16 protein-coding genes are annotated in these 18904 nt (G+C 67.9%); 9 read left to right on the top strand and 7 right to left on the bottom strand.

Annotated features, from left to right (window positions below):
• The first annotated feature begins 200 nt into the window (after nt 1–200).
• Entirely contained in the window at nt 201–3119 is a 2919-nt protein-coding gene (locus tag AC07PF_RS00080; RefSeq protein ID WP_494610483.1) for an EAL domain-containing protein, read from the top strand.
• A 22-nt stretch (nt 3120–3141) separates the two neighbouring features.
• On the opposite strand, the gene AC07PF_RS00075 is transcribed toward AC07PF_RS00080, so the two are convergent.
• Nucleotides 3142–3774: an FMN-binding negative transcriptional regulator gene (locus tag AC07PF_RS00075; protein ID WP_494610482.1), complete on the bottom strand. Its 633-nt coding sequence runs from the start codon at nt 3772–3774 to the stop codon at nt 3142–3144.
• Nucleotides 3775–3831: 57 nt separating this feature from the next.
• The gene (locus AC07PF_RS00070) at nt 3832–4734 is read right to left on the bottom strand and encodes a LysR family transcriptional regulator (RefSeq protein ID WP_494610481.1); all 903 of its coding nucleotides are present in this window, start codon (nt 4732–4734) and stop codon (nt 3832–3834) included.
• Nucleotides 4735–4811: 77 nt separating this feature from the next.
• Here AC07PF_RS00070 and AC07PF_RS00065 point away from each other — a divergent pair, with 77 nt between their 5' ends.
• Nucleotides 4812–5525, top strand: coding sequence for a glutathione S-transferase family protein (locus AC07PF_RS00065; protein ID WP_494610480.1), 714 nt, complete (start codon nt 4812–4814; stop codon nt 5523–5525).
• On the opposite strand, the gene AC07PF_RS00060 is transcribed toward AC07PF_RS00065, so the two are convergent.
• Together AC07PF_RS00060 and AC07PF_RS00055 are read right to left on the bottom strand one after the other, a co-directional pair.
• Nucleotides 5485–6279: a helix-turn-helix domain-containing protein gene (locus AC07PF_RS00060; RefSeq protein WP_494610479.1), complete on the bottom strand. Its 795-nt coding sequence runs from the start codon at nt 6277–6279 to the stop codon at nt 5485–5487. The two genes, AC07PF_RS00065 and AC07PF_RS00060, sit on opposite strands and share 41 nt — an antisense overlap.
• A gap of 14 nt (nt 6280–6293) precedes the next feature.
• Nucleotides 6294–6995 carry a DUF3334 family protein gene (locus AC07PF_RS00055; RefSeq protein ID WP_494610478.1) on the bottom strand — a complete coding sequence of 234 codons (702 nt, stop codon included), beginning with the start codon at nt 6993–6995 and terminating at the stop codon, nt 6294–6296.
• A gap of 165 nt (nt 6996–7160) precedes the next feature.
• On the opposite strand from AC07PF_RS00055, the gene AC07PF_RS00050 reads away from it, so the two are divergent.
• Together AC07PF_RS00050 and AC07PF_RS00045 are read left to right on the top strand one after the other, a co-directional pair.
• Nucleotides 7161–8351, top strand: a complete 1191-nt coding sequence (locus AC07PF_RS00050; RefSeq protein ID WP_007855646.1) for an S-methyl thiohydantoin desulfurase domain-containing protein — start codon at nt 7161–7163, stop codon at nt 8349–8351.
• Between the two features lie 14 nt (nt 8352–8365).
• Nucleotides 8366–9424: a sensor domain-containing diguanylate cyclase gene (locus AC07PF_RS00045; protein ID WP_494610477.1), complete on the top strand. Its 1059-nt coding sequence runs from the start codon at nt 8366–8368 to the stop codon at nt 9422–9424.
• A gap of 10 nt (nt 9425–9434) precedes the next feature.
• Here the strand turns inward: AC07PF_RS00045 and AC07PF_RS00040 are convergent, their stop codons facing one another.
• From AC07PF_RS00040 to AC07PF_RS00030, 3 genes are all read right to left on the bottom strand, one after another.
• Complete coding sequence (locus tag AC07PF_RS00040; protein ID WP_494610476.1) at nt 9435–9896, bottom strand: (2Fe-2S)-binding protein; 462 nt, start codon at nt 9894–9896, stop codon at nt 9435–9437.
• 20 nt (nt 9897–9916) lie between these two features.
• Nucleotides 9917–12190 carry a xanthine dehydrogenase family protein molybdopterin-binding subunit gene (locus tag AC07PF_RS00035; protein WP_494610475.1) on the bottom strand — a complete coding sequence of 758 codons (2274 nt, stop codon included), beginning with the start codon at nt 12188–12190 and terminating at the stop codon, nt 9917–9919.
• Between the two features lie 122 nt (nt 12191–12312).
• A complete protein-coding gene (locus AC07PF_RS00030) occupies nt 12313–12921 on the bottom strand; it encodes a glutathione S-transferase (RefSeq protein WP_494610474.1) in 609 nt (202 codons plus the stop codon).
• 153 nt (nt 12922–13074) lie between these two features.
• Here AC07PF_RS00030 and AC07PF_RS00025 point away from each other — a divergent pair, with 153 nt between their 5' ends.
• From AC07PF_RS00025 to urtD, 5 genes are all read left to right on the top strand, one after another.
• Nucleotides 13075–13533, top strand: a complete 459-nt coding sequence (locus AC07PF_RS00025) for an Lrp/AsnC family transcriptional regulator (protein ID WP_494609914.1) — start codon at nt 13075–13077, stop codon at nt 13531–13533.
• A 241-nt stretch (nt 13534–13774) separates the two neighbouring features.
• Entirely contained in the window at nt 13775–15046 is a 1272-nt protein-coding gene (gene urtA / locus AC07PF_RS00020) for an urea ABC transporter substrate-binding protein (RefSeq protein WP_007855656.1), read from the top strand.
• A 120-nt stretch (nt 15047–15166) separates the two neighbouring features.
• Nucleotides 15167–16747, top strand: a complete 1581-nt coding sequence (urtB, locus tag AC07PF_RS00015) for an urea ABC transporter permease subunit UrtB (protein ID WP_494610473.1) — start codon at nt 15167–15169, stop codon at nt 16745–16747.
• 17 nt (nt 16748–16764) lie between these two features.
• A complete protein-coding gene (gene urtC / locus AC07PF_RS00010) occupies nt 16765–17922 on the top strand; it encodes an urea ABC transporter permease subunit UrtC (protein ID WP_494610472.1) in 1158 nt (385 codons plus the stop codon).
• Entirely contained in the window at nt 17919–18794 is an 876-nt protein-coding gene (urtD, locus tag AC07PF_RS00005) for an urea ABC transporter ATP-binding protein UrtD (protein WP_494610471.1), read from the top strand. Before urtC ends, urtD begins: the two co-directional genes overlap by 4 nt.
• Nucleotides 18795–18904: the final 110 nt, after the last annotated feature.

Here is an 18904-nt window from a genome sequence, read left to right as displayed (position 1 = left end):
GGAACGCGCAAAGACTTGCGGTGCAGGCCGTGTGTTCCGTGACAAGATGGAAGTTTGCGCGTGATCGCGGCCTTGCTTGCCTGGTCGTGGCCCATGCGCCATCCAGCGCGTGGCCGTGGGCTGCGCATCCACACGAAACCATGGGGTCAGCGCGATTGCAGGAGCACGCACGGCATTGGGTACGGCGCGGCGTAGTCTTGGTGGACTGGCTGCTGCGCGCGATGTCCATCTACATCATTCCCATTGCCATGGCTGGCGTGGCCGTGTGGGCGCTGCTGTTCTGGCAGAGCAATTACCTGTCGGCCGGCGGCCATACCCTGATGATGCGCGTGCTGCCCCAGGCGGCGCCAGAGCTCACCTCCGAACAGGCACTGGCCGCGCTGGCGAACCGGCCGCTCAAATCCTTCCATGACACCAACCTGTCCGAGGAGCCGGTCTGGTTCCTGGTGGACCTGCCGGTCTCGATGGCGCAGCCGCCCTCGGTGCTGTTCCCTTCGCGCCACGCCGTGGAGATGGCCTGCTGGGATGGCAGGAGCCTGGTGTCGCTCGGCCAGGCCACACGCGAGCAGGCCAGCGGCAGCCTGATCCCCATGAAGGCCGGCTTCGGCCTGCCCGAGGCCAGTGCCGGCCAGCGCGTGCTGTGCCGTGCGGCCTTCGTCGGGCCGGCACGCCTGCAGGCCGACTGGTGGGCCCAGACCGACCTGCAGGCCTCGGTGCTCGAATTCCACCGCAACCTGGGTCTGCTCGAAGGCGGCCTGGTGGTGCTGGGCATGTTCGTGCTCATGACGGCGCTGATCAATCGCCAGTCGCTGTACGTGCTGTTTGCCGCCTGGCTGGTGGTCACGTTGCGCGTGGGAGCCATCTCTGCTGGTTGGGACGTGCAGTGGCTGGGCCACCTGGTGCCCACGCCCTGGCTGTTTCCGACCCGTGCGCTCACGGTGGCGATCTACGGCTTTCTGACCATCACGCTGTACAAGAACCTGTTCCAGGAAGACCTGGACCGCTCGCGCCTGGGCCCCTGGATCCGCGGTGCACAGTGGGCCTGTGTGCCGTTGCTGCTGGCCGCCGTGTTCCTGCCCTATGGCCTGTACCTGCCCATGATGTGGGTGTCCACGGGCGTGGGCCTCCTGCTGATGACGGTGAGCCTGGTGCGCATCGTCTTCAAGACCCGTTCGCGCGTGGCCCTGTGGTACGGCGCATCGCTGGGGGTCACCTTCCTGTCGAGCTTTTCGGAGATCGTGGCGGCGGCCTATGGCATGAAGGTGCTGGTGGGCACCGTGAACCACGTCACGGCGGCCCTGTCGTCGAGCCTGCTGGCCGCGTTGGCGATTGCCGAGCAGATGCGCCAGGAGCACGTCAAGCGCCTGGAGGTGCAGGCCCAGTTGCAGCATGCCTACGAGGCCATGCCCATCGGCCTGTTCACGCTCGACCTGCAGGGCCGGTTCCTGAGTGCCAACCCCGCGCTGGTGGACATGCTGGGCGACGGCCTGCTGGACAACGGCGGGCGCACCTGGCGCGCGCAGTTCGGCGACGCGGCCTGGCTGCAGCTCGACCAGATGGTGCATGGCCAGGGCGAGACCGAAACCGAGTTCGCGGTGAGCGGGCGCGACGACGGGGAACTGACCCGGCGCTTCATGGTGCGTGCCACGCAGGCGCGCGGCCGCATCGAAGGCTCGCTGCAGGACGTGACCGAGAAATCGCGCGCCACCGAGAACCTGCGTGTGCTGGCCCACCACGACGCGCTCACGCGCGTGCTCAACCGCCGCGGCATCGAGCAGGTGCTCGAATCGGCGCTGGCCCAGCGCAACCAGGGCAAGCCGCTGGCGCTGGCCTACCTGGACCTGGACCGCTTCAAGCTCATCAACGACCTGTTCGGCCATGCGGCCGGTGACGACGTGCTGCAGCAGGTGTGTGCACGCGTCTCGCAGATGCTGTCGGGCAACATGCAGATCGGGCGCGTGGGGGGCGACGAGTTCCTCATCGTCTTTCCGGACACCCACATCACGCTGGCCCGGCTCATCAGCCAGGGCATCGTCTCCAGCATCTGCACCAGCCCCTACCGCGTGGGCGCGCGCTCGTTCCACGTGCGTGGCTCCATCGGCCTCATCGAGGTGGCGCCGGGCAGCACCATCCGTGACGTGGTGTCGACCGCTGACCATGCCTGCCGCGACGCCAAGCGCGGCCTGCACCAGGGCCTGGCGGTGTACGAGCGCGATGCGCCAGGCCTGATCGCCCACGAGACGGAGATGAAGCTGGTGGAGCGCCTGTCGTCCGACGAGCGCATCGAGGGCCTGTACCTGGAGATGCAGCCCATCATGTCGCTCACGGCGCCGACGGAGTCGCTCAACTTCGAGGTGCTGCTGCGCATGCGCGATGCCAGCGGCGCGCTGGTGCCCACGCCGCGGCTGATCGCCGCGGGCGAGCACAGCGGGCGCATGGGTGTCATCGACCGCTGGGTGCTGGGCACGGTGTTCGACTGGTTGGGCAAGCACCACGGGCAGCTCGGGCGCACCCAGTTCGTGTGCCTGAACCTGAGCGGGGCCTCGCTCAACGACGAGGCCTTCATCGACGACGTGTTCGCCCTGTTCGACGAGCACCCGCACCTGGCGAGCTGGCTGTGCCTGGAGATCACCGAAAGCGTGGCCCTGCACGACCTGGAGAACACGCGCCGCTTCATCAGCCAGGTGCGCTCCTATGGCGCCAAGGTGGCGCTCGACGACTTCGGCGCCGGCTACACCTCGTTCTCCTACCTGAAGGACCTGCCGTCCGACCTGCTCAAGATCGACGGCAACTTCATCGTCAACATGAACCGCCACCCGGCCAACGTGGCCATCGTCGAGGCCATCGTGAGCCTGGCGCGCAACCTGGGCATGAAGACCATTGCCGAGTGGGCCGAAGACCATGCCACGGTGCAGACCCTGGCCGAGATCGGCGTGGACTATGTGCAGGGCTTCGTCGTGGCGCGGCCCCAGTCGCCCGAGAAGCTGCTCGCGGCATCCTCCGCCGCCAGCTTCATCGAAGACCCGCAGCTCACGCAGTTCGTGCAGTTGCTGGGTGCCAGCGGACCGCCGTCAGGGCAGGCCGGGCTGTTCGGCGAGCGCCGCTCCGACGCGCACTGAAACCGGCCCAAACCCCTACTGTTCAGGGCACGATCAGCCGCGCCACATCGTGCGCCATGCCCGAGGGCTCGCGCACCAGGTGCTCCACCAGGCTGCGCCGGTCGGCCTCGGTGCGCTGCTGTGACAAAAAGCACTTGCCCTGCAGTGCCGTGACCTCGATCTCGAACCCCACCAGGTGCCGGGCCGCGCCCTGCACGTAGTCGGGCGCCGCCAGTTCCAGCGACCAGGGCTCGCTGCGCCCGGCCTCCTGCGCGGCCGTCAGGGCTGCGACGTGGGCCAGCACCCAGGCAGGGTCGCCGTCCACCCAGCGCAGGTGCCCGCGCGCCTGCACGGCCACGTAGTTCCAGCTCGGTGCCAGGCGCGCGCTGCGCTGGCCATTCACATACCAGCGCGGCGAGATATAGGCGTTGGGGCCCTGGAACAGCACGAGCATGCTGCTGCCATCGGCCACATCCCGGCGCATGGGGTGGTCGCGCACCACATGGCCCCGCAGGCAGGCTGGCGCAGCAACCTGCTGGTGCAGCTCCAGGGGCAGCAGATGGACATCGGTTGCACCGGTGGCGCTGGTGGTGACCAGCGTGGCCAGGGGGTAGGTGGCCACCAGGTGGAGCAGCGTGGCCGGGTCGTTCTCGGCAAAAAGGGGCTGGGCGTGCATGGCCCCAGTGTCGGCCGGTGCGGTGTGTGCGTATTGAACGTTCCGGCCAATGGTTTCCTACTCCAGCACCAGCGTGCGCGCCAGGTGGCCGTACACCGTGGCCACGCGGCGCAGGTGGCGCGACTCGGGGTGGGTGAGCAGCCACAGCCCGGTCTCGCACTCGTCCAGTGACCCGGTCAGCGCCACCAGGCCGGGATGCGGCTGGGCCAGGAAGACCGGCAGCACGCCCACGCCCAGCCCCAGGGCCACCAGCTCCATCACGGTGAGGATGCTGCCCACGCGGTAGCGCGCCACCGCCTTCGGAAAATGCCGCTTGCGCCACAGCACCGAGGGGTGCTCGGGCAGCGCATCGTCGGGCGCCACCCAGTCCTGGCCGGCCTGCACATCGGCCAGCTGTTGCACCGGGCCCTGGCGCGCGGCATACAGCGCCATGCGGATACGGCCCACCTGCCGGCCCACCAGGTGGGCCGGTGGGCGGCGCGTGGCGCGCACGGCGATGTCGGTGTCGCGCCGCGTCAGGCTGGCCAGGTCGTTGCCGGCATGCAGCTCGAACTGCAGCAGCGGGTGCTCCCCTTGCAGGCTCCGCAGCGCGGGTGCCACCAGGCCGTGCAGGATGGTGTCGGTGGTGGTAATGTGCACGTTGCCAGACACGCGCTCGGGCTGCTGCTGCGCCTGCGCGGCAGAGCGCGCCGATTCCAGCGCCGACTCCAGCTGCTCGGCATGCCCGGCCAGGGTCTGTGCCAGCTCCAGCGCCTGGTAGCCCGTGCGCGAGCGCGTGAACAGGGCTTGCCCCAGCCCGCGCTCGATGCGCTGTAGTGTGCGGAACACGGTGGACGGGTCCACCCCCAGGCGCTCGCCGGCGCCGGCCAGCGTGCCGGCACGTACCAGGGCCAGCACGTTTTCCAGGTCGCCGGCACCCAACTGGAAAGCGGCAGATTGGTATTGCGTTGTTGCAATCATGATTTGCAGTGCTGCGTATTTTGATTTCGCTGACGCAATCATAGATTCAGGGCTCCCACCCTTCAAGGACCTCTGCCATGCGCCACGCGCTCACCCTCATCAGCCACCCCCTGTGCCCTTACGTCCAGCGGGCGGCCATCGCCCTGGCAGAAAAGGGCATCGCTTTCGACCGCATCGACATCGACCTGGCCGACAAGCCGGCCTGGTTTCTCCAGATCTCGCCGCTGGGCAAGACACCGGTGCTGCTGGTCGATGGCCAGCCGGTCTTCGAATCGGCCGTGGTCTGCGAGTACCTGGACGAGACCTTCCTGCCCCGCCTGCACCCCGAGGACGCGCTGGCCCGTGCCCGGCACCGGGGCTGGATGGAGTTCGGCTCGGCCGTGCTCAACGCCATCGGTGCGCTCTACGGTGCCCCTGACGAAGCCGCTCTGGCGGTCCGTGCCGGGGACCTGCGGCGCCTGTTCGTGCAGGTCGAGGCACAGCTGTCGGATCGCGCCGAAGCGGGTCCTTACTTTGCCGGATCGGATTTCACGCTGGTCGATGCGGTCTTCGGCCCGGTGTTCCGCTATTTCGATGTATTCGACCGGATCGGCGACTTCGGCGTGTTCACCGGCCTGCCGCGCGTGGCGGCCTGGCGCACGGCGCTGGCGGCCCGGCCCTCGGTGGCTGGCGCCGTGGGTGCGGACTATGGGGACCGGCTGCGCGCCTTTCTGCACGCCCGGCAGGGTGCGCTGGCGGAGCGGGCGAGGGCTATGCCACCACCGGCACCAGCTGCGGCAATGCCGGCGTAAAGCCGCCGAGCTTGCGAAACTGCCGCGTCATGTGCGCCTGGTCGGCATAGCCCGCCTCCTGTGCCAGGTGGGCCAGCGAAGGCAGGCGCCCCCCTTGCACCAGCGCCATGGCCCGTTGGAAGCGCAGGATGCCGGCCAGGCTGCGCAGCGGCAGGCCCACGGCGGCCAGCATGTCGCGGCGCAGCGTGCGCTCGGGCAGTGCCAGGGCGGTGCACAGCGCCTGAAGCGGGGCACCGGGGTGCTGGCGCAGCCAGCGCAGGGCCTGCAGGGCGCGGGCCTGGGAGGGGCCAGTGGCCGGGCCGGCCCGCCGCGCCAGGGCCGCCGCCGCGCCCGCCAGCGCATGCTGCAGGCCGTCAGCGCAGGTCGCGGCCAGCACCGGGGTGGCCAGGGGGCCGAGCGCCTGCTCTGCGGCGGGCCCGGTCAGCACCCGATTCACCAGCGCGGCCGGGTCGAGCCCCAGGCAGGCGCCACCCCAGCCCAGCTGGAAGCGCACGCCCACGCTGCAAACGGCGGCGCGGTGGGCCACGGTGCTGGGGCGGTCTGCGGGGCCGGCAATCGCCAGGCTGACGGCCACGATGCCGCCGCTGGCCTCCAGCACCGCGTGGGCCACCAGGTCCATGCGGCCATCGGGCAGCACGGCCTGCCGGCGCCCGGCCACCGGACCGTAGCGCCACAGCGCCTCGATCCGCTGGGGGTCCAGCGGGCCCAGCGGCAGTTCTTCGTAGGGCAGGGTTTGCGGCGCGGTCTGGCGCATGCCGGCGCGGACGACTACATTCCCAGCGACTTGAGCAGTTCGTCGGTGTCGGACCCGCCGCCGCTGTCCGCAGCGGGAGCCGGCGCCGGGGTGCTCTGTGCGCCCCGTGCGTTCTGGGACATCAGCGCGTCGGGATCCGGCGTGTCCTGGGCTTCGAAATCCACCATCTTGATGAATTCGGTGCGGTCGATGGCCAGCTCCAGGTAGAAGATGTTGTTGCTGGCCGTGTAGAAGGTCACGCGCCGCGCCTCGGGCTTGTCCAGGTTGGCGTCCACGCTGAGCATCACCTGCTTGTTGAGCACCAGCATCTTGGGCTGGTTCTGCGTGATGTGGGTCTGCAGCTCGCGCCGCACCTTGCCGGTGAAGTCGCCCACCACCTGGTTCATGAGCTCGCCCATCACGTTGGACACCTCGTCGGAGGTATAGGACGAGACCAGGTCGTCCTTGGACATGCCCATGTTCAACAGGTAGCTCGAATACAGCTCCATGGCGGCCTGGGCCGAGAAGTTGATGATCACCAGGCCCGAGAAGCCGCCGTCGAACAGCACGAAGCAGCCGATATCGGGTTTCAGGCAGGTCTTGCTGATGCGCTGCACCATCCCTGAATAGTGGATCTGGCTGTGGGTGGCCACATTGAGCACGCGGGTGACCGAGTTGCACAGGCTGATCAGCAGGTCTTCGGTACCGTAGATGACGGAGGTTTCGGTGTGGCTCATGGTGTTCGCAGGGTTGCTACTCGAGAAAAAGGGTGCTGTACAGAGCATAGGCGAAGCCGCCGCAGTCGGCCAGCGTGCTTTCCTGCCACTGTGGCCTGCTTCGGGTTGACAATCAAGCGGCAAGGCGTATCGTGCCAGCCAACCAATACAACAGGGAGGAATCCAATGGCGGCTGCAGTGTTTACCTATGGGCTGGGCGATCTGGAGGCTGTCGCGGCGGGTGCCGCGATACTGGCCAGTGGCGGCGGTGGCAGTTACAACGATGCCTGCACCATCCTGCAGCAACTGGCGCAGCAGGGCAGCTTCACGCCGGTCACCGTCAAGGACTACGACGGCGCCACCGCTTCCTGCGTGCTGGCCATCATGGGATCGCCCGACGCCGCCGACGGGCTGACCCTCGCGGCCATCCAGAACTCCATCACCAACACCTCACAGGTGTTCGAGCAGGCCACCGGGGCGCCGCTGGGCTGCGTGATCCCGGTCGAGATCGGACCCATCAACTCCCTGGTGCCACTGATCGGGGCCGGCATGTCCCGCGGCACGATCTACGTGGTCAACGGCGACGGCGCCGGCCGCGCCGTGCCCGAACTGCCGCAGACCACCTTCACCGGCAGCGCGCAGCTGGCGCCATGCCCTTGCGCGCTGGCCAGCGACGCCCCCCCTTCGCCGCTGGTCGAATCGGCCGTGCTGGGCGCGCCCACCGCGGACAAGGTGGAAACCCTGGCGGGCGGCGTGGTCGGCGGCTTCGGGGGGTACTCGGGCATCGCCATGTGGCCATCGAACCAGGGCAACGGCTACGCGCTGTCGGGCAACTACATTCCCGGCACGCTGGAGCAGGCGCGCCAACTAGGGTTTTCGCTGCTGCAGGCAGCCAGCCCGCCGTCCACGGCGTCTGTGGCGGCCAACATCACCCAACTGACCGGCCGGCCGGCCCAGGCGGTGCTGACCAACTTCTACATCACGGCGGTCACCCAGTCCACCTCCAGCGCGTCCTCGCTCGATTCCGGCATCATCCGCCTGGACAATGCACAGGACCCGTCGCAGAGTACCGAGACCCATTACCTGTACAACCTGAACGAGAACCTCATCATGTACGGCACGGCGAGCACCTCGCCCGACATCATCGCGCCCGACTCGATCTGCTACTACTCCGAGAGCACGGGCCGGGGCTTCTCCAATGCCAGCGATGACCTGGCCCTCTACTTCGACACCGCCACGGGCAAGAGCACCGGCCGGCAGGTCAGCATCATCCAGGTGCAGACCGCCCCCCAGCTGTACAACACGCCGGGCGTGGTGGCTTCGTTCGCGGGGCTGCTGCGCAACATCGGCTACGCCGGTGCCATGCCCTCGGCCTGAGTGGATGGGCCACCATGGGTGAAGCGGACCTGAACCGAGAGCGGCTCGAGCTGGCACTGGAAGCGGCCGGCCTGGACCTGTGGGAGAACGATCTGCTCACCGGCAACGTCACCCGCAAGGCCACCAAGACTTTCCTGGAGCTGGGTTTTACCGAGGAAGAGATCGTCTCGGGCCTGCAGGACGTCTACGGTCTGTTCCATCCCGACGACCTGGCGACGGTGCAGACGGCCGTTGCTGACCACATGTCGGGTGTCACGCCGCAGTACCGCTGCGAGTTCCGGCTGCGCGCCAAGAGCGGCGAATGGGTCTGGTACGCCAACTACGGTCGCATCATGGACGGCCACACCGACACGCCGGGCAAGCGCCTGATCGGGGTGACCTTCAACATCGATGACCGCAAGCGCAAGGAAGACGAGATCGCCCAGATCAACCGCCAGCTGCGCGAGCAGAACGCCTTGCTGCAGCAGCTGAACACGGCGCTGGAGCAACTGGCCGCATGCGATTCGCTGACCGGCCTGTCCAACCGGCGCACGCTGATGGACCTGGGCGCCCGTGAATGCCTGCGCACCGGGCAACTGGGCCAGCCGCTGTCGCTGATGGTGGTGGACATCGACCATTTCAAGGCCGTCAACGACGCCTGGGGCCACCTGGCCGGTGACCGGGTGATCTGCGCCGTGGCCCAGGCCTGCCTGGCGCGCTCGCGCACGGCGGTGGACATCGTGGCCCGCTTCGGTGGCGAGGAATTCGTCATCGTGCTGCCGGGCATCGACGCGCTCAGTGCGCTGCGCCTGGCCGAGTCGCTGCGCACGGGGGTGTCGGACCACAACGTGCTGGTCGATGGTGACGGCGCCTGCGTCACCGTCACCGTGAGCATCGGCGTGGCCACCCTGTACGACGTGCGGGGCGCCAGCTTCGAAGAGCTGGTCAACACCGCCGACAAGGCCCTGTACCGGGCCAAGCAGGCTGGGCGCAACAATGTCCAGTCGGCCGTGGCTGCAGAGTCCGAGGCCCGTGCCGGGGCCCACATGCTGCTCGACCCGGCGCAGATCCAGGGCAGCGCACTGGCCAGTTGAGCGCGGGGGGTCAGCCGCTACCCTTGCCCGCGGCCTGGTGGATGGCCGCGCGGATGCGCGGGTAGGTGCCGCAGCGGCAGGCATTGCCCGACATGGCGGCGTCGATGTCGGCATCGGTGGGCCGCGCGTTCTTGGTGAGCAGGGCGCAGGCCGACATCAGCTGACCGCTCTGGCAGTAGCCGCACTGGGCCACGTCCAGCACGGTCCAGGCATTGCGCAAGGCCTCGGCCTGTGGGCCCGCCAGGCCTTCGATGGTGGTGATGTCCCCGTCGCCCACGGCCGACAAGGGCGTGATGCAGGCGCGCGTGGGCTCGCCGTTCAGGTGCACGGTGCAGGCGCCGCACAGCGCCATGCCGCAGCCGAACTTGGTACCGTTCATGTGCAGTTCGCCGCGCAGCACCCACAGAAGGGGAGTGTCCGCCTCGGCGTTCACGGAAACGGCCTTGCCGTTGATGCGAAGGGTGGTGGGCATGGAAGAGGCTCCGGGTTGGTTCAGGCCACGCGCAGGGGCAGGCTGCGCAGACGCTGGCCGTTCAGCGCGAAGAGGGCGTTGGCCACGGCCGGGGCAATCGGGGGCACGCCCGGTTCGCCCACACCTTCGGGTGGCTCGGTGCTGGGGATGATGTGGACCTCGATGCGCGGGCAATCGGCCATGCGCAGCAGCGGGTAGTCGTGGAAGTTGGCCTGCTGCACCTGGCCCTTGTCCACGGTGACCTCGCCATGCAGCGCCGCCGTGAGGCCGAAGACCACGGCGCTCTCCATCTGCTGGGTAATGAGGTTGGGGTTGATGGCCGCGCCGCAGTCGATCACGCAGACCACGCGGTGTACGCGGATGGCCTTGCTGTCCGCCGCCACCGACACCTCGGACACCTGCGCGACGATGGAGCCGAAGGACTGGTGTAGCGCGATGCCCCGGGCACGCTTCGCACCCGATGCCTCGGCTGCCAGCGGTTGGCCCCAGCCCGCCAGCTCGGCCGCCTTCTTCAGTACCTGCAGATGGCGCGGGTGCTTTTGCAGCAGGCCGGCGCGAAAGGCCACCGGGTCCTGCCCGGCCGCGACCGCCGCCTCGTCCATGAAGCTTTCCTTGAAGAAGGCCTGGTGCGAATGCCCGACCGAGCGCCAGAAGCCCACAGGCAGCGGCAGCGTGACGATCTCGTGGGCAATGCGTGCATGGGGCCACTCGTAGGGTTGGTCGAAAGCACCTTCCGACGTGGTCTTGTCCGGCCCGGCGCCGGGCAGTCCGAAGATGCGCCCGAGCACCTGCGGCACGATGGCCTGGCCCACCGAGAGGTTGTCCCAGGCCACCAGCTTGCCCTCGCCATCGAAGCCCGCCTTGAAGCGCGCCATGCAGGCGGGGCGGTAGAAGTCGTGCTGCGTGTCCTGCTCGCGCGTCCACAGCGTCTGCACCGGCGCACCACCGGCCGCGCGGGCGATGGCGGCGGCCTGGGCCACGTAGTCCACCTCCAGCCGGCGGCCGAAGCCGCCGCCCAGCAGCAGTTGCTGCACATCCACCTTGTCCTCGGCGATGCCCAGCACCTTGGCTGCCGCCGCGCGCGCCAGGTCGGGCACCTGGGTGGAGGTCCACACCGTGGCCGCCCCGTCCTTGAACTGCACCGTGCAGTTGATCGGCTCCAGCGCCGCATGCGCCAGGTAGGGCGCGCGGTAGTCGGCCGTGATGGTTCGCGCGGCGCCCTGCATGGCCGCTTCGGCATCGCCACTCTGGTGGTAGCCAAAGCCCTTGGCCTGGTCCAGCGCCAGGGCCAGTTGCGTATACACCGCTGCACTCGACAGGGCGGCCGCCGGGCCATGGTCCCATTCCACCGTGACGGCGGCTGCTGCCTTGCGCGCATGCCAGGGCGTATCGGCGATCACGGCCACCGCGCCGGTGCCGCCGTTCAGGGCATCCACGGTCAGCACCTTCTTCACGCCGGGCAGCTTTTCGGCGGCGGCGCCGTCCATGCGCGCCACCTTGCCGCCGCGCGTGGGGCACATCACCACGGCGGCGTGCAGCAGGCCGGGCGGATTCGCGTCGATGCCGAACACGGCCGTGCCGTCGAGCTTGCTGCGCGCCTCGATGCGTGTGAGCGGCTTGCCGATCAACCGGAACTGCGCCGCCTCCTTGAGCGCCACCTTGCCGGGCAGCGGCTGCTGCGCCGCCAGGGCCGCCAGCTCGCCGAAGCTGGCGCGCTGGCCTGCGGCATGTTCCACCACACCGGCCTGCACGCTGCATTCGGTGGCCTGCACGTTCCACTGCGCGGCTGCCGCGCGCACCAGCATGGCCCGGGCGCTTGCGCCGGCCTCGCGCATGGGTTGCCACAGGTCCTTGATGCTGGACGAGCCGCCCGTCATCATCATGCCCACCTCGCGCATGGTCTTGGCCGTGAGCCAGCCGGCCACCGCCTTGATGGAGCCGTCGTTGTCGGGGTGGAAGGGCAGGCCGTCGACCACCGTGGCCAGGTTGTTGTAGATGTCGTCGATGGGCGCCATCTCCAGCCGCACCTGGGGCCAGTCGGCGTCGAGCTCCTCGGCCAGGATGGCGGCCAGGCCGGTGTGCGTGCCCTGGCCCATCTCGGCCTTGGCCATCATCACCGTGACGGTGTTGTCCGCGCCGATCTTGAGCCAGCCATTGAGCGCTGCCTGCCCGCCCGCCGTGGGCAGCGGCGCGCCCGTGCGCAGGCGCTGGCGCGGGGGCAGGGCCCCCCAGCCAATCACCAGCGCGCCCGCTGTGGCCGCACCGGCCCAGAGCACTGTGCGTCGTTTCACCATGGTTGTTGCCTGCCTCTCGTGGAACAGTGTTTCAACCATCGTAAACCCAGGGCCGGGGCGGTGGGCAACGCCTAGGCGACACAAACCGCAAATCGCCCCCTGCCGGGGCTTTTTTGCTGTGCTCAGCGCGCTGGCCAGGCGGCAAAGGCGGGCATTTGCTCTGCTCGCCCGGCATGGGCGGCCAGCGCCGGGTGGTGCGCCGTTTTCACCACCTGGGCCACCATCATCTGCATGAAGTCCCACGCCACCGCGATGGTGATGCCTGCATCGCCGATCTCCCTGGCAGGGGCTGGCAGGGGCTCGCGTGCCAGTTCGTCCTCCAGCAGGGTGCATGCGGCCAGCAACTGGCCTGTCACGCGGTCCAGCCAGGGCGCGTGCAGCTTGTCGGCGGGCCGCAGCTGGTGTTCGTAGACGATCTGCACGGCTTTCTCGCAGGCCGCCAGCGCCAGGCCGGTCAGGCGCAGCTCGCGCTGCAGTGCCGGGCCCCCTGCGGGCTGCAGCCAGCGCCGGGACTGCGCGGCCGCCCATTGCAGGATCAGCGTCGAGTCCATGAGCACGCCGCCATCGTCGCAGACCAGGGTGGGCGCCTTGACCACCGGGTTGATGCGGCCGAAGGCCTCGAAGGTGCTGAACACCGAGAGCGGCCGGTGCGTGAACGGCACATCAAGTACCGTGAGCGCGATGGCGACGCGGCGGACAAAGGGGGAGTCGAGCATTCCAACCAGCTGCATGGGCGTGTTTTCCTCTGAGCGCGGCCACCATTGGCCGCAGGACTTGCACGGTATGCGCCCTTGCGCGGCGCGGGAAGGGCCGGGCATCGGAATAATGGCTGCCAAACCGATGGATGATCGGCCACTACGCAACCCCGTTCGACACGCAGCACCATGGAACTCGACAAGAAGGACTGGCTCATCCTCGAAGCCCTGCAGACCGATGCCCGCCAGAGCCTGGCGGCCCTAGGCAAGCGCATCGGCCTGTCGCAGCCCGCCATGAGCGAGCGCGTGCGCAAGCTCGAGGACGCGGGCGTCATCGAAGGCTATGGCGCCCGCGTCAGCCTGCGCGCCATCGGCGTGCGGCTGCAGGCCCTCATCCGCATCCAGACCACGCATGCCGGCATCGCGCCCTACCTGAAGCTGTTCGCAGCCATGCCCGAGGTGCTGGAGGCCGACCGTGTCACGGGCGAGGACTGCTTCATCGTGCGCTGCGCCATCGCCGAGCCCGAAGACCTGCAGCGCGTGGTGGACGCGCTGGCGCAGCACGGCGGTGTCACCACCTCGCTGGTGCTGTCCAGCCCGGTGCGCAAGACCACCACTGTGCACGCGCTGCAGCGGCCCGTGCGCTGAGCGGCGGCGTATGCCAATGCTGCCTTTGCAGCTATCGTTTCAGTAGCTTCAAGTGCCCGCCCGGCAAGGGCGGGTGGTGCCCGGAACCCCTCTTGTAACCGGCCGTGTACGCCACCCGGCGTATTTCCGATCCGGCGGGCAGTCTCCAGAATCCATTCCATCGACCGAACCGGCGCCCGACCTGGCGCCATCGGGCGAAGCGGTTTGATGAACCACCACCCCTTCCTCTGGAGAAGCACACATGCAACGTCGTTATTCCCTCAAGGCCCTTGCGGCCGTCGCTACGCTCGCTGGCCTGTCTGCGCTGCCAGCCCATGCGCAGGACACCATCAAGGTCGGCATCCTGCACAGCCTCTCGGGCACCATGGCGATTTCGGAAACCGTGTTGAAAGACACCGTGCTGATGGCCATCGACGAGATCAACGCCAAGGGCGGTGTCCTGGGCAAGAAGCTCGAACCCGTGGTGGTGGACCCGGCCTCCAACTGGCCCCTGTTCGCCGAAAAGACCAAGCAGCTGCTGGGCCAGGACAAGGTTTCGGTGATCTTCGGCTGCTGGACCTCGGTGAGCCGCAAGTCGGTGCTGCCCGTGGTCGAGGAAATGAACGGCCTGCTGTTCTACCCCGTGCAGTACGAGGGTGAGGAACTCTCCAAGAACGTGTTCTACACCGGCGCCGCGCCCAACCAGCAGGCCATCCCCGCGGTGGACTACCTGATGAGCAAGGACGGCGGCAGCGCCAAGCGCTGGGTGCTGCTGGGCACCGACTATGTGTACCCCCGCACCACCAACAAGATCCTGCGCGCCTACCTCAAGTCCAAGGGCGTGAAGGACAGCGACATCGACGAGAAGTACACCCCCTTCGGCCATTCCGACTACCAGACCATCGTCGCCGACATCAAGAAGTTCAGCCAGGGCGGCAAGACGGCCGTGGTCTCCACCATCAACGGCGACTCCAACGTGCCCTTCTACAAGGAACTGGGCAACGCCGGCCTGAAGGCCAAGGACGTGCCGGTTGTCGCCTTCTCCGTGGGCGAGGAAGAACTGCGCGGCGTGGACACCAAGCCGCTGGTGGGCCACCTGGCTGCCTGGAACTACTTCCAGTCCATCAAGAGCCCGGCCAACACCGAGTTCATCAAGAAGTGGGGCGACTACGCCAAGGCCAAGGGCATTGCCGGCCACAAGGACAAGCCGCTCACCAACGACCCGATGGAAGCCACCTACATCGGCATCAACATGTGGAAGCAGGCCGTCGAGAAGGCCAAGAGCACCGATGTGGACAAGGTGATCGCCGCCATGGCCGGCCAGACCTTCAAGGCACCGTCGGGCATCGTCTCCAAGATGGACGAGAAGAACCACCACTTGCACAAGAGCGTGTTCATCGGCGAGATCAAGGCCGACGGCCAGTTCAACGTGGTGTGGAAGACGCCTGGCCCGGTCAAGGCCAAGCCATGGAGCCCGTACATCGAAGGCAACGACAAGAAGAAGGACGAGCCGGACGGCAAGAGCAAGCTCTGATCCCTGTCGGTTCCGGGAGGCGCAGCGCGCCTCCCTTCTTTCCCCCTCGCTTCCGTGGCCTGCCCGGGAGGAGGGGCGACGCCAGCGCACCGCCGCATTCCCCTGACGCCACTGGCCGCTATGCTTTCATCCCTCATTCCCCGTCTGTTTGCCTGCCTGCTGCTGTGTGCGGCCGCGCAGGCGCACGCGCTCACGGCCGAGTCCGCGCGCGCCATGGCGGCCGGCGACACCGATGAGCGCATCGCCGCGCTGCAGGCCGCCATCGCCACGCCCGACGAGGCCACCATCGCCTTCATCCGCGCCATGGGCGACGACGCGGTGAAGATCGCCGGCGACAAGGCCATCGTCATCAAGGACGACAAGGGCATCGACCCCGTGACCGGCGCCGAGGTGCCCGTGCCCGACGACGCCGAGGACATCGTCAACAACAACCGCATGCGCGGCGAGTTCGACACCACGCTCGCCTCGCTGCAGCTCATGTCCGCCGACATCGCGCAGCGCCGCAAGGCCGTCGACGCGCTGCGCGAAGAAACCGACGAAGCCCGCCTGCCCCTGATCGAGAAAGCCCTGGCCGCCGAGCAGGATGCCGGCCTCAAGGTGCGCCTGGAAGGTATCCGCGCACGCATCCTCATCAGCAGCAGCGACGCTGCCAAACGCCTGGAGGCCACCCAACTGCTGGCTGCCAGCGCCAACCCCGCCACGCGCACCGTGCTGCTGGAGCAGCTGCGCAGCGAGGAGGATCCCAAGGTGAAGGCCGCCCTGCAGACCGCCCTCAAGGCGGTGGAAGAGCGCCTGCAATGGGGCGATCGCCTGGCCGCCATGTTCTCGGGCATCAGCCTGGGTTCCATCCTGCTGCTGGTGGCGCTGGGCCTGGCCATCACCTACGGCCTCATGGGCGTGATCAACATGGCCCATGGCGAGCTGATGATGATCGGCGCCTACGCCACCTATGTGATGCAGGGCGTGTTCCAGCGCTACTTTCCCGGCGCGTTCGACTGGTACCTGGTGGCGGCTGTGCCCGCCGCCTTCCTGGCCTCGGCGCTCATGGGCGCGGTGCTCGAGCGTGGCGTGATCCGTTTCCTCTACGGCCGCCCGCTGGAGACGCTGCTGGCCACCTGGGGCATCAGCCTCATGCTGCAGCAGCTGGTGCGCAGCGTGTTCGGCGCGCAGAACGTGGGCGTGGAGAACCCCTCGTGGATGAGCGGCGGCGTGCAGCTCATGGAGAACCTGCAACTGCCCTGGAACCGGGTGATCATCGTCGCCTTCGCGCTGGCGGTGCTCGGGGGCGTGGCCTTCCTCATCAGCCGCACACGCCTGGGCCTTTTCGTGCGCGGCGTCACGCAGAACCGCCCCATCGCCTCGTGCATGGGCGTGAACACCGCCCGCGTGGACACGTACGCCTTCGCGCTGGGCTCGGGCATCGCCGGGCTGGCGGGCTGTGCCCTCAGCCAGGTGGGCAATGTGGGCCCCGACCTGGGCCAGGGCTACATCGTCGACTCGTTCATGGTGGTGGTGCTCGGCGGCGTGGGCCAGCTGGCCGGCACCGTGTATGCCGCGCTCGGCCTGGGCGTGCTCAACAAGTTCCTCGAAGGCTGGACGGGCGCCGTGCTGGCCAAGATCGCCGTGCTGGTGTTCATCATCATCTTCATCCAGAAGCGGCCGCAGGGCATCTTCGCGGTCAAAGGGCGTACCGCTGACTGAGCGGATCGAGACAGAACATGACGACGACTACGCCTTCCTCCCCCTCCATCATCCAGCTGCCTGCACCGGCGCCGCTGCTCACGCGCGGCGGCTGGTCGGCCTTCATCGTGGCGCTCATCGTGGTGTGTGCCGTGGCACCCGTGCTCAACCTGTGGGTGCCTGCCGGCAGCCCGCTGCACCTGTCCGACTACGCCGTGGCCCTGCTCGGCAAGATCATGTGCTACGCCATCTGCGCGCTGGCCATGGACCTGATCTGGGGCTACACCGGCATCCTGAGCCTGGGCCATGGCCTGTTCTTCGCGCTCGGCGGCTACGTGATGGGCATGTACCTCATGCGCCAGATCGGCCGCGACGGCAACTACAAGAGCGACCTGCCCGACTTCATGGTCTTCCTCGACTGGAAGGAGCTGCCCTGGCACTGGATGCTGTCCGACAGCTTCGTCGCCACTCTCATCCTGGTGGTGGCCGTGCCCGGCATCGTGGCCTTCGTGTTCGGCTACTTCGCCTTCCGCTCGCGCATCAAGGGGGTGTACTTTTCCATCATCACCCAGGCCATGACGTACGCGGCCATGCTGCTGTTCTTCCGCAACGAGACGGGCTTTGGCGGCAACAACGGCTTCACCGACTTCAAGCGCATCCTGGGCCAGCCCATCGCCACGCAGAACATGCGCATGCTGCTGTTCGTGATGACAGGAGTTGCGCTGCTCGGATTCTTCCTGCTGGCGCGCTGGCTGGTGCGCAGCAAGTTCGGCCGCGTGCTGCAGGCCGTGCGCGACGCCGAGACGCGTGTCATGTTCTCGGGCTACTCGCCGCTGCCCTACAAGCTCACCATCTGGACCATCAGCGCCATGATGTGCGGCGTGGCCGGCGCGCTCTACGTGCCCCAGGTCGGCATCATCAACCCCGGCGAGATGAGTGCCGCCAACTCCATCGAGATCGCTGTCTGGGCGGCCGTGGGCGGCCGCGCCACGCTGATCGGACCCATCGTGGGCGCCTTCATCGTCAACGGCGCCAAGAGCTGGCTCACCGTGACGGCGCCCGAGTTCTGGCTGTACTTCCTGGGAGCGCTGTTCATCGCAGTCACGCTGTTCCTGCCCAATGGCGTGGTGGGCCTGGTCAAGAAATTCAGCCGCAGTGGCGATGACAAGAACGACAAGAAGGGAGGCACGCAATGACCCCGGACCTGATGGAAGAGGGCGCCCGGCGCGTCGAGCGCCACGCCGCCCCTGTGGTGCATGGCCAGACCGAGTCGGGCGGCCGCGCGGCCGGCTTCTCGCGCGTGGCCACGCCCGGCGAGGTGGATGTGGCCCACGGCCGCATCCTGTACCTCGAAGACGTGAACGTGAGCTTCGACGGCTTCAAGGCCATCAACAACCTGAGCCTCGATATTGCCCCCGGCGAGCTGCGCTGCATCATCGGCCCCAACGGAGCGGGCAAAACGACGATGATGGACATCATCACCGGCAAGACACGCCCCGACAGCGGCACGGTGTTCTTCGGCAGCACCATTGACCTCTTGCGCCACAACGAGCCCGAGATCGCCAGCCTGGGCATCGGCCGCAAGTTCCAGAAGCCCACGGTGTTCGAGCAGCTCACGGTGTTCGAGAACCTGGAGCTCGCCCTCAAGACCCACAAGGGCGTGAAGTCCAGCATGTTCTTTCGCCTGGACTCGGCCCAGTCCGACCGCCTGGCCGAGGTGCTGCACACGATTCACCTGGCCGCCAGCGTGACGCGCATGGCGGGCAACCTGAGCCATGGGCAGAAGCAGTGGCTGGAGATCGGCATGCTGCTGATGCAGGATCCAAAGCTGTTGCTGCTCGACGAGCCCGTTGCGGGGATGACGGATGACGAGACGGCGCGCACTGCGGAGTTGTTCCTGACTTTGAAGGGCAAGCACTCCCTCATGGTGGTGGAGCATGACATGGGGTTCATTCGCACGATCTCGGAGATCGTGACTGTCTTGTGCGATGGGGCTGTTCTGGCGCAGGGGACGTTGGACCAGGTGCAGGCGGATGAGCGGGTGATTGAGGTTTATTTGGGTCGGTAATGGTTTGCTGCTCTTCGTTCTTCGGTGCTTTGTTTGAGGGCGGAGGCCGGGATGTGCGCCCGGCGGCGCACCTACTTTCTTTTGCGTCGCCAAAAGAAAGTAGGCAAAGA

The sequence above is a fragment of the Acidovorax sp. GW821-FHT10A04 genome, assembly GCF_059415825.1.
The sequence above is the reverse complement of the archived record's forward strand: the minus strand, read 5'-3'. Positions and strand labels throughout refer to the sequence as shown.

Excerpts from the sequence above, each read along its gene's own strand:
- AC07PF_RS00050 (WP_007855646.1), top strand. The coding sequence starts at position 7,161 with ATGGCGGCTGCAGTGTTTACCTATGGGCTGGGCGATCTGGAGGCTGTC.
- urtD (WP_494610471.1), top strand. The coding sequence starts at position 17,919 with ATGACCCCGGACCTGATGGAAGAGGGCGCCCGGCGCGTCGAGCGCCAC.
- AC07PF_RS00030 (WP_494610474.1), bottom strand. The coding sequence starts at position 12,921 with ATGCAGCTGGTTGGAATGCTCGACTCCCCCTTTGTCCGCCGCGTCGCC.
- AC07PF_RS00065 (WP_494610480.1), top strand. The coding sequence starts at position 4,812 with ATGCGCCACGCGCTCACCCTCATCAGCCACCCCCTGTGCCCTTACGTC.
- AC07PF_RS00070 (WP_494610481.1), bottom strand. The coding sequence starts at position 4,734 with ATGATTGCAACAACGCAATACCAATCTGCCGCTTTCCAGTTGGGTGCC.
- AC07PF_RS00045 (WP_494610477.1), top strand. The coding sequence starts at position 8,366 with ATGGGTGAAGCGGACCTGAACCGAGAGCGGCTCGAGCTGGCACTGGAA.
- AC07PF_RS00060 (WP_494610479.1), bottom strand. The coding sequence starts at position 6,279 with ATGCGCCAGACCGCGCCGCAAACCCTGCCCTACGAAGAACTGCCGCTG.
- AC07PF_RS00035 (WP_494610475.1), bottom strand. The coding sequence starts at position 12,190 with ATGGTGAAACGACGCACAGTGCTCTGGGCCGGTGCGGCCACAGCGGGC.
- AC07PF_RS00055 (WP_494610478.1), bottom strand. The coding sequence starts at position 6,995 with ATGAGCCACACCGAAACCTCCGTCATCTACGGTACCGAAGACCTGCTG.
- urtB (WP_494610473.1), top strand. The coding sequence starts at position 15,167 with ATGCTTTCATCCCTCATTCCCCGTCTGTTTGCCTGCCTGCTGCTGTGT.
- urtC (WP_494610472.1), top strand. The coding sequence starts at position 16,765 with ATGACGACGACTACGCCTTCCTCCCCCTCCATCATCCAGCTGCCTGCA.
- AC07PF_RS00075 (WP_494610482.1), bottom strand. The coding sequence starts at position 3,774 with ATGCACGCCCAGCCCCTTTTTGCCGAGAACGACCCGGCCACGCTGCTC.
- AC07PF_RS00025 (WP_494609914.1), top strand. The coding sequence starts at position 13,075 with ATGGAACTCGACAAGAAGGACTGGCTCATCCTCGAAGCCCTGCAGACC.
- urtA (WP_007855656.1), top strand. The coding sequence starts at position 13,775 with ATGCAACGTCGTTATTCCCTCAAGGCCCTTGCGGCCGTCGCTACGCTC.
- AC07PF_RS00040 (WP_494610476.1), bottom strand. The coding sequence starts at position 9,896 with ATGCCCACCACCCTTCGCATCAACGGCAAGGCCGTTTCCGTGAACGCC.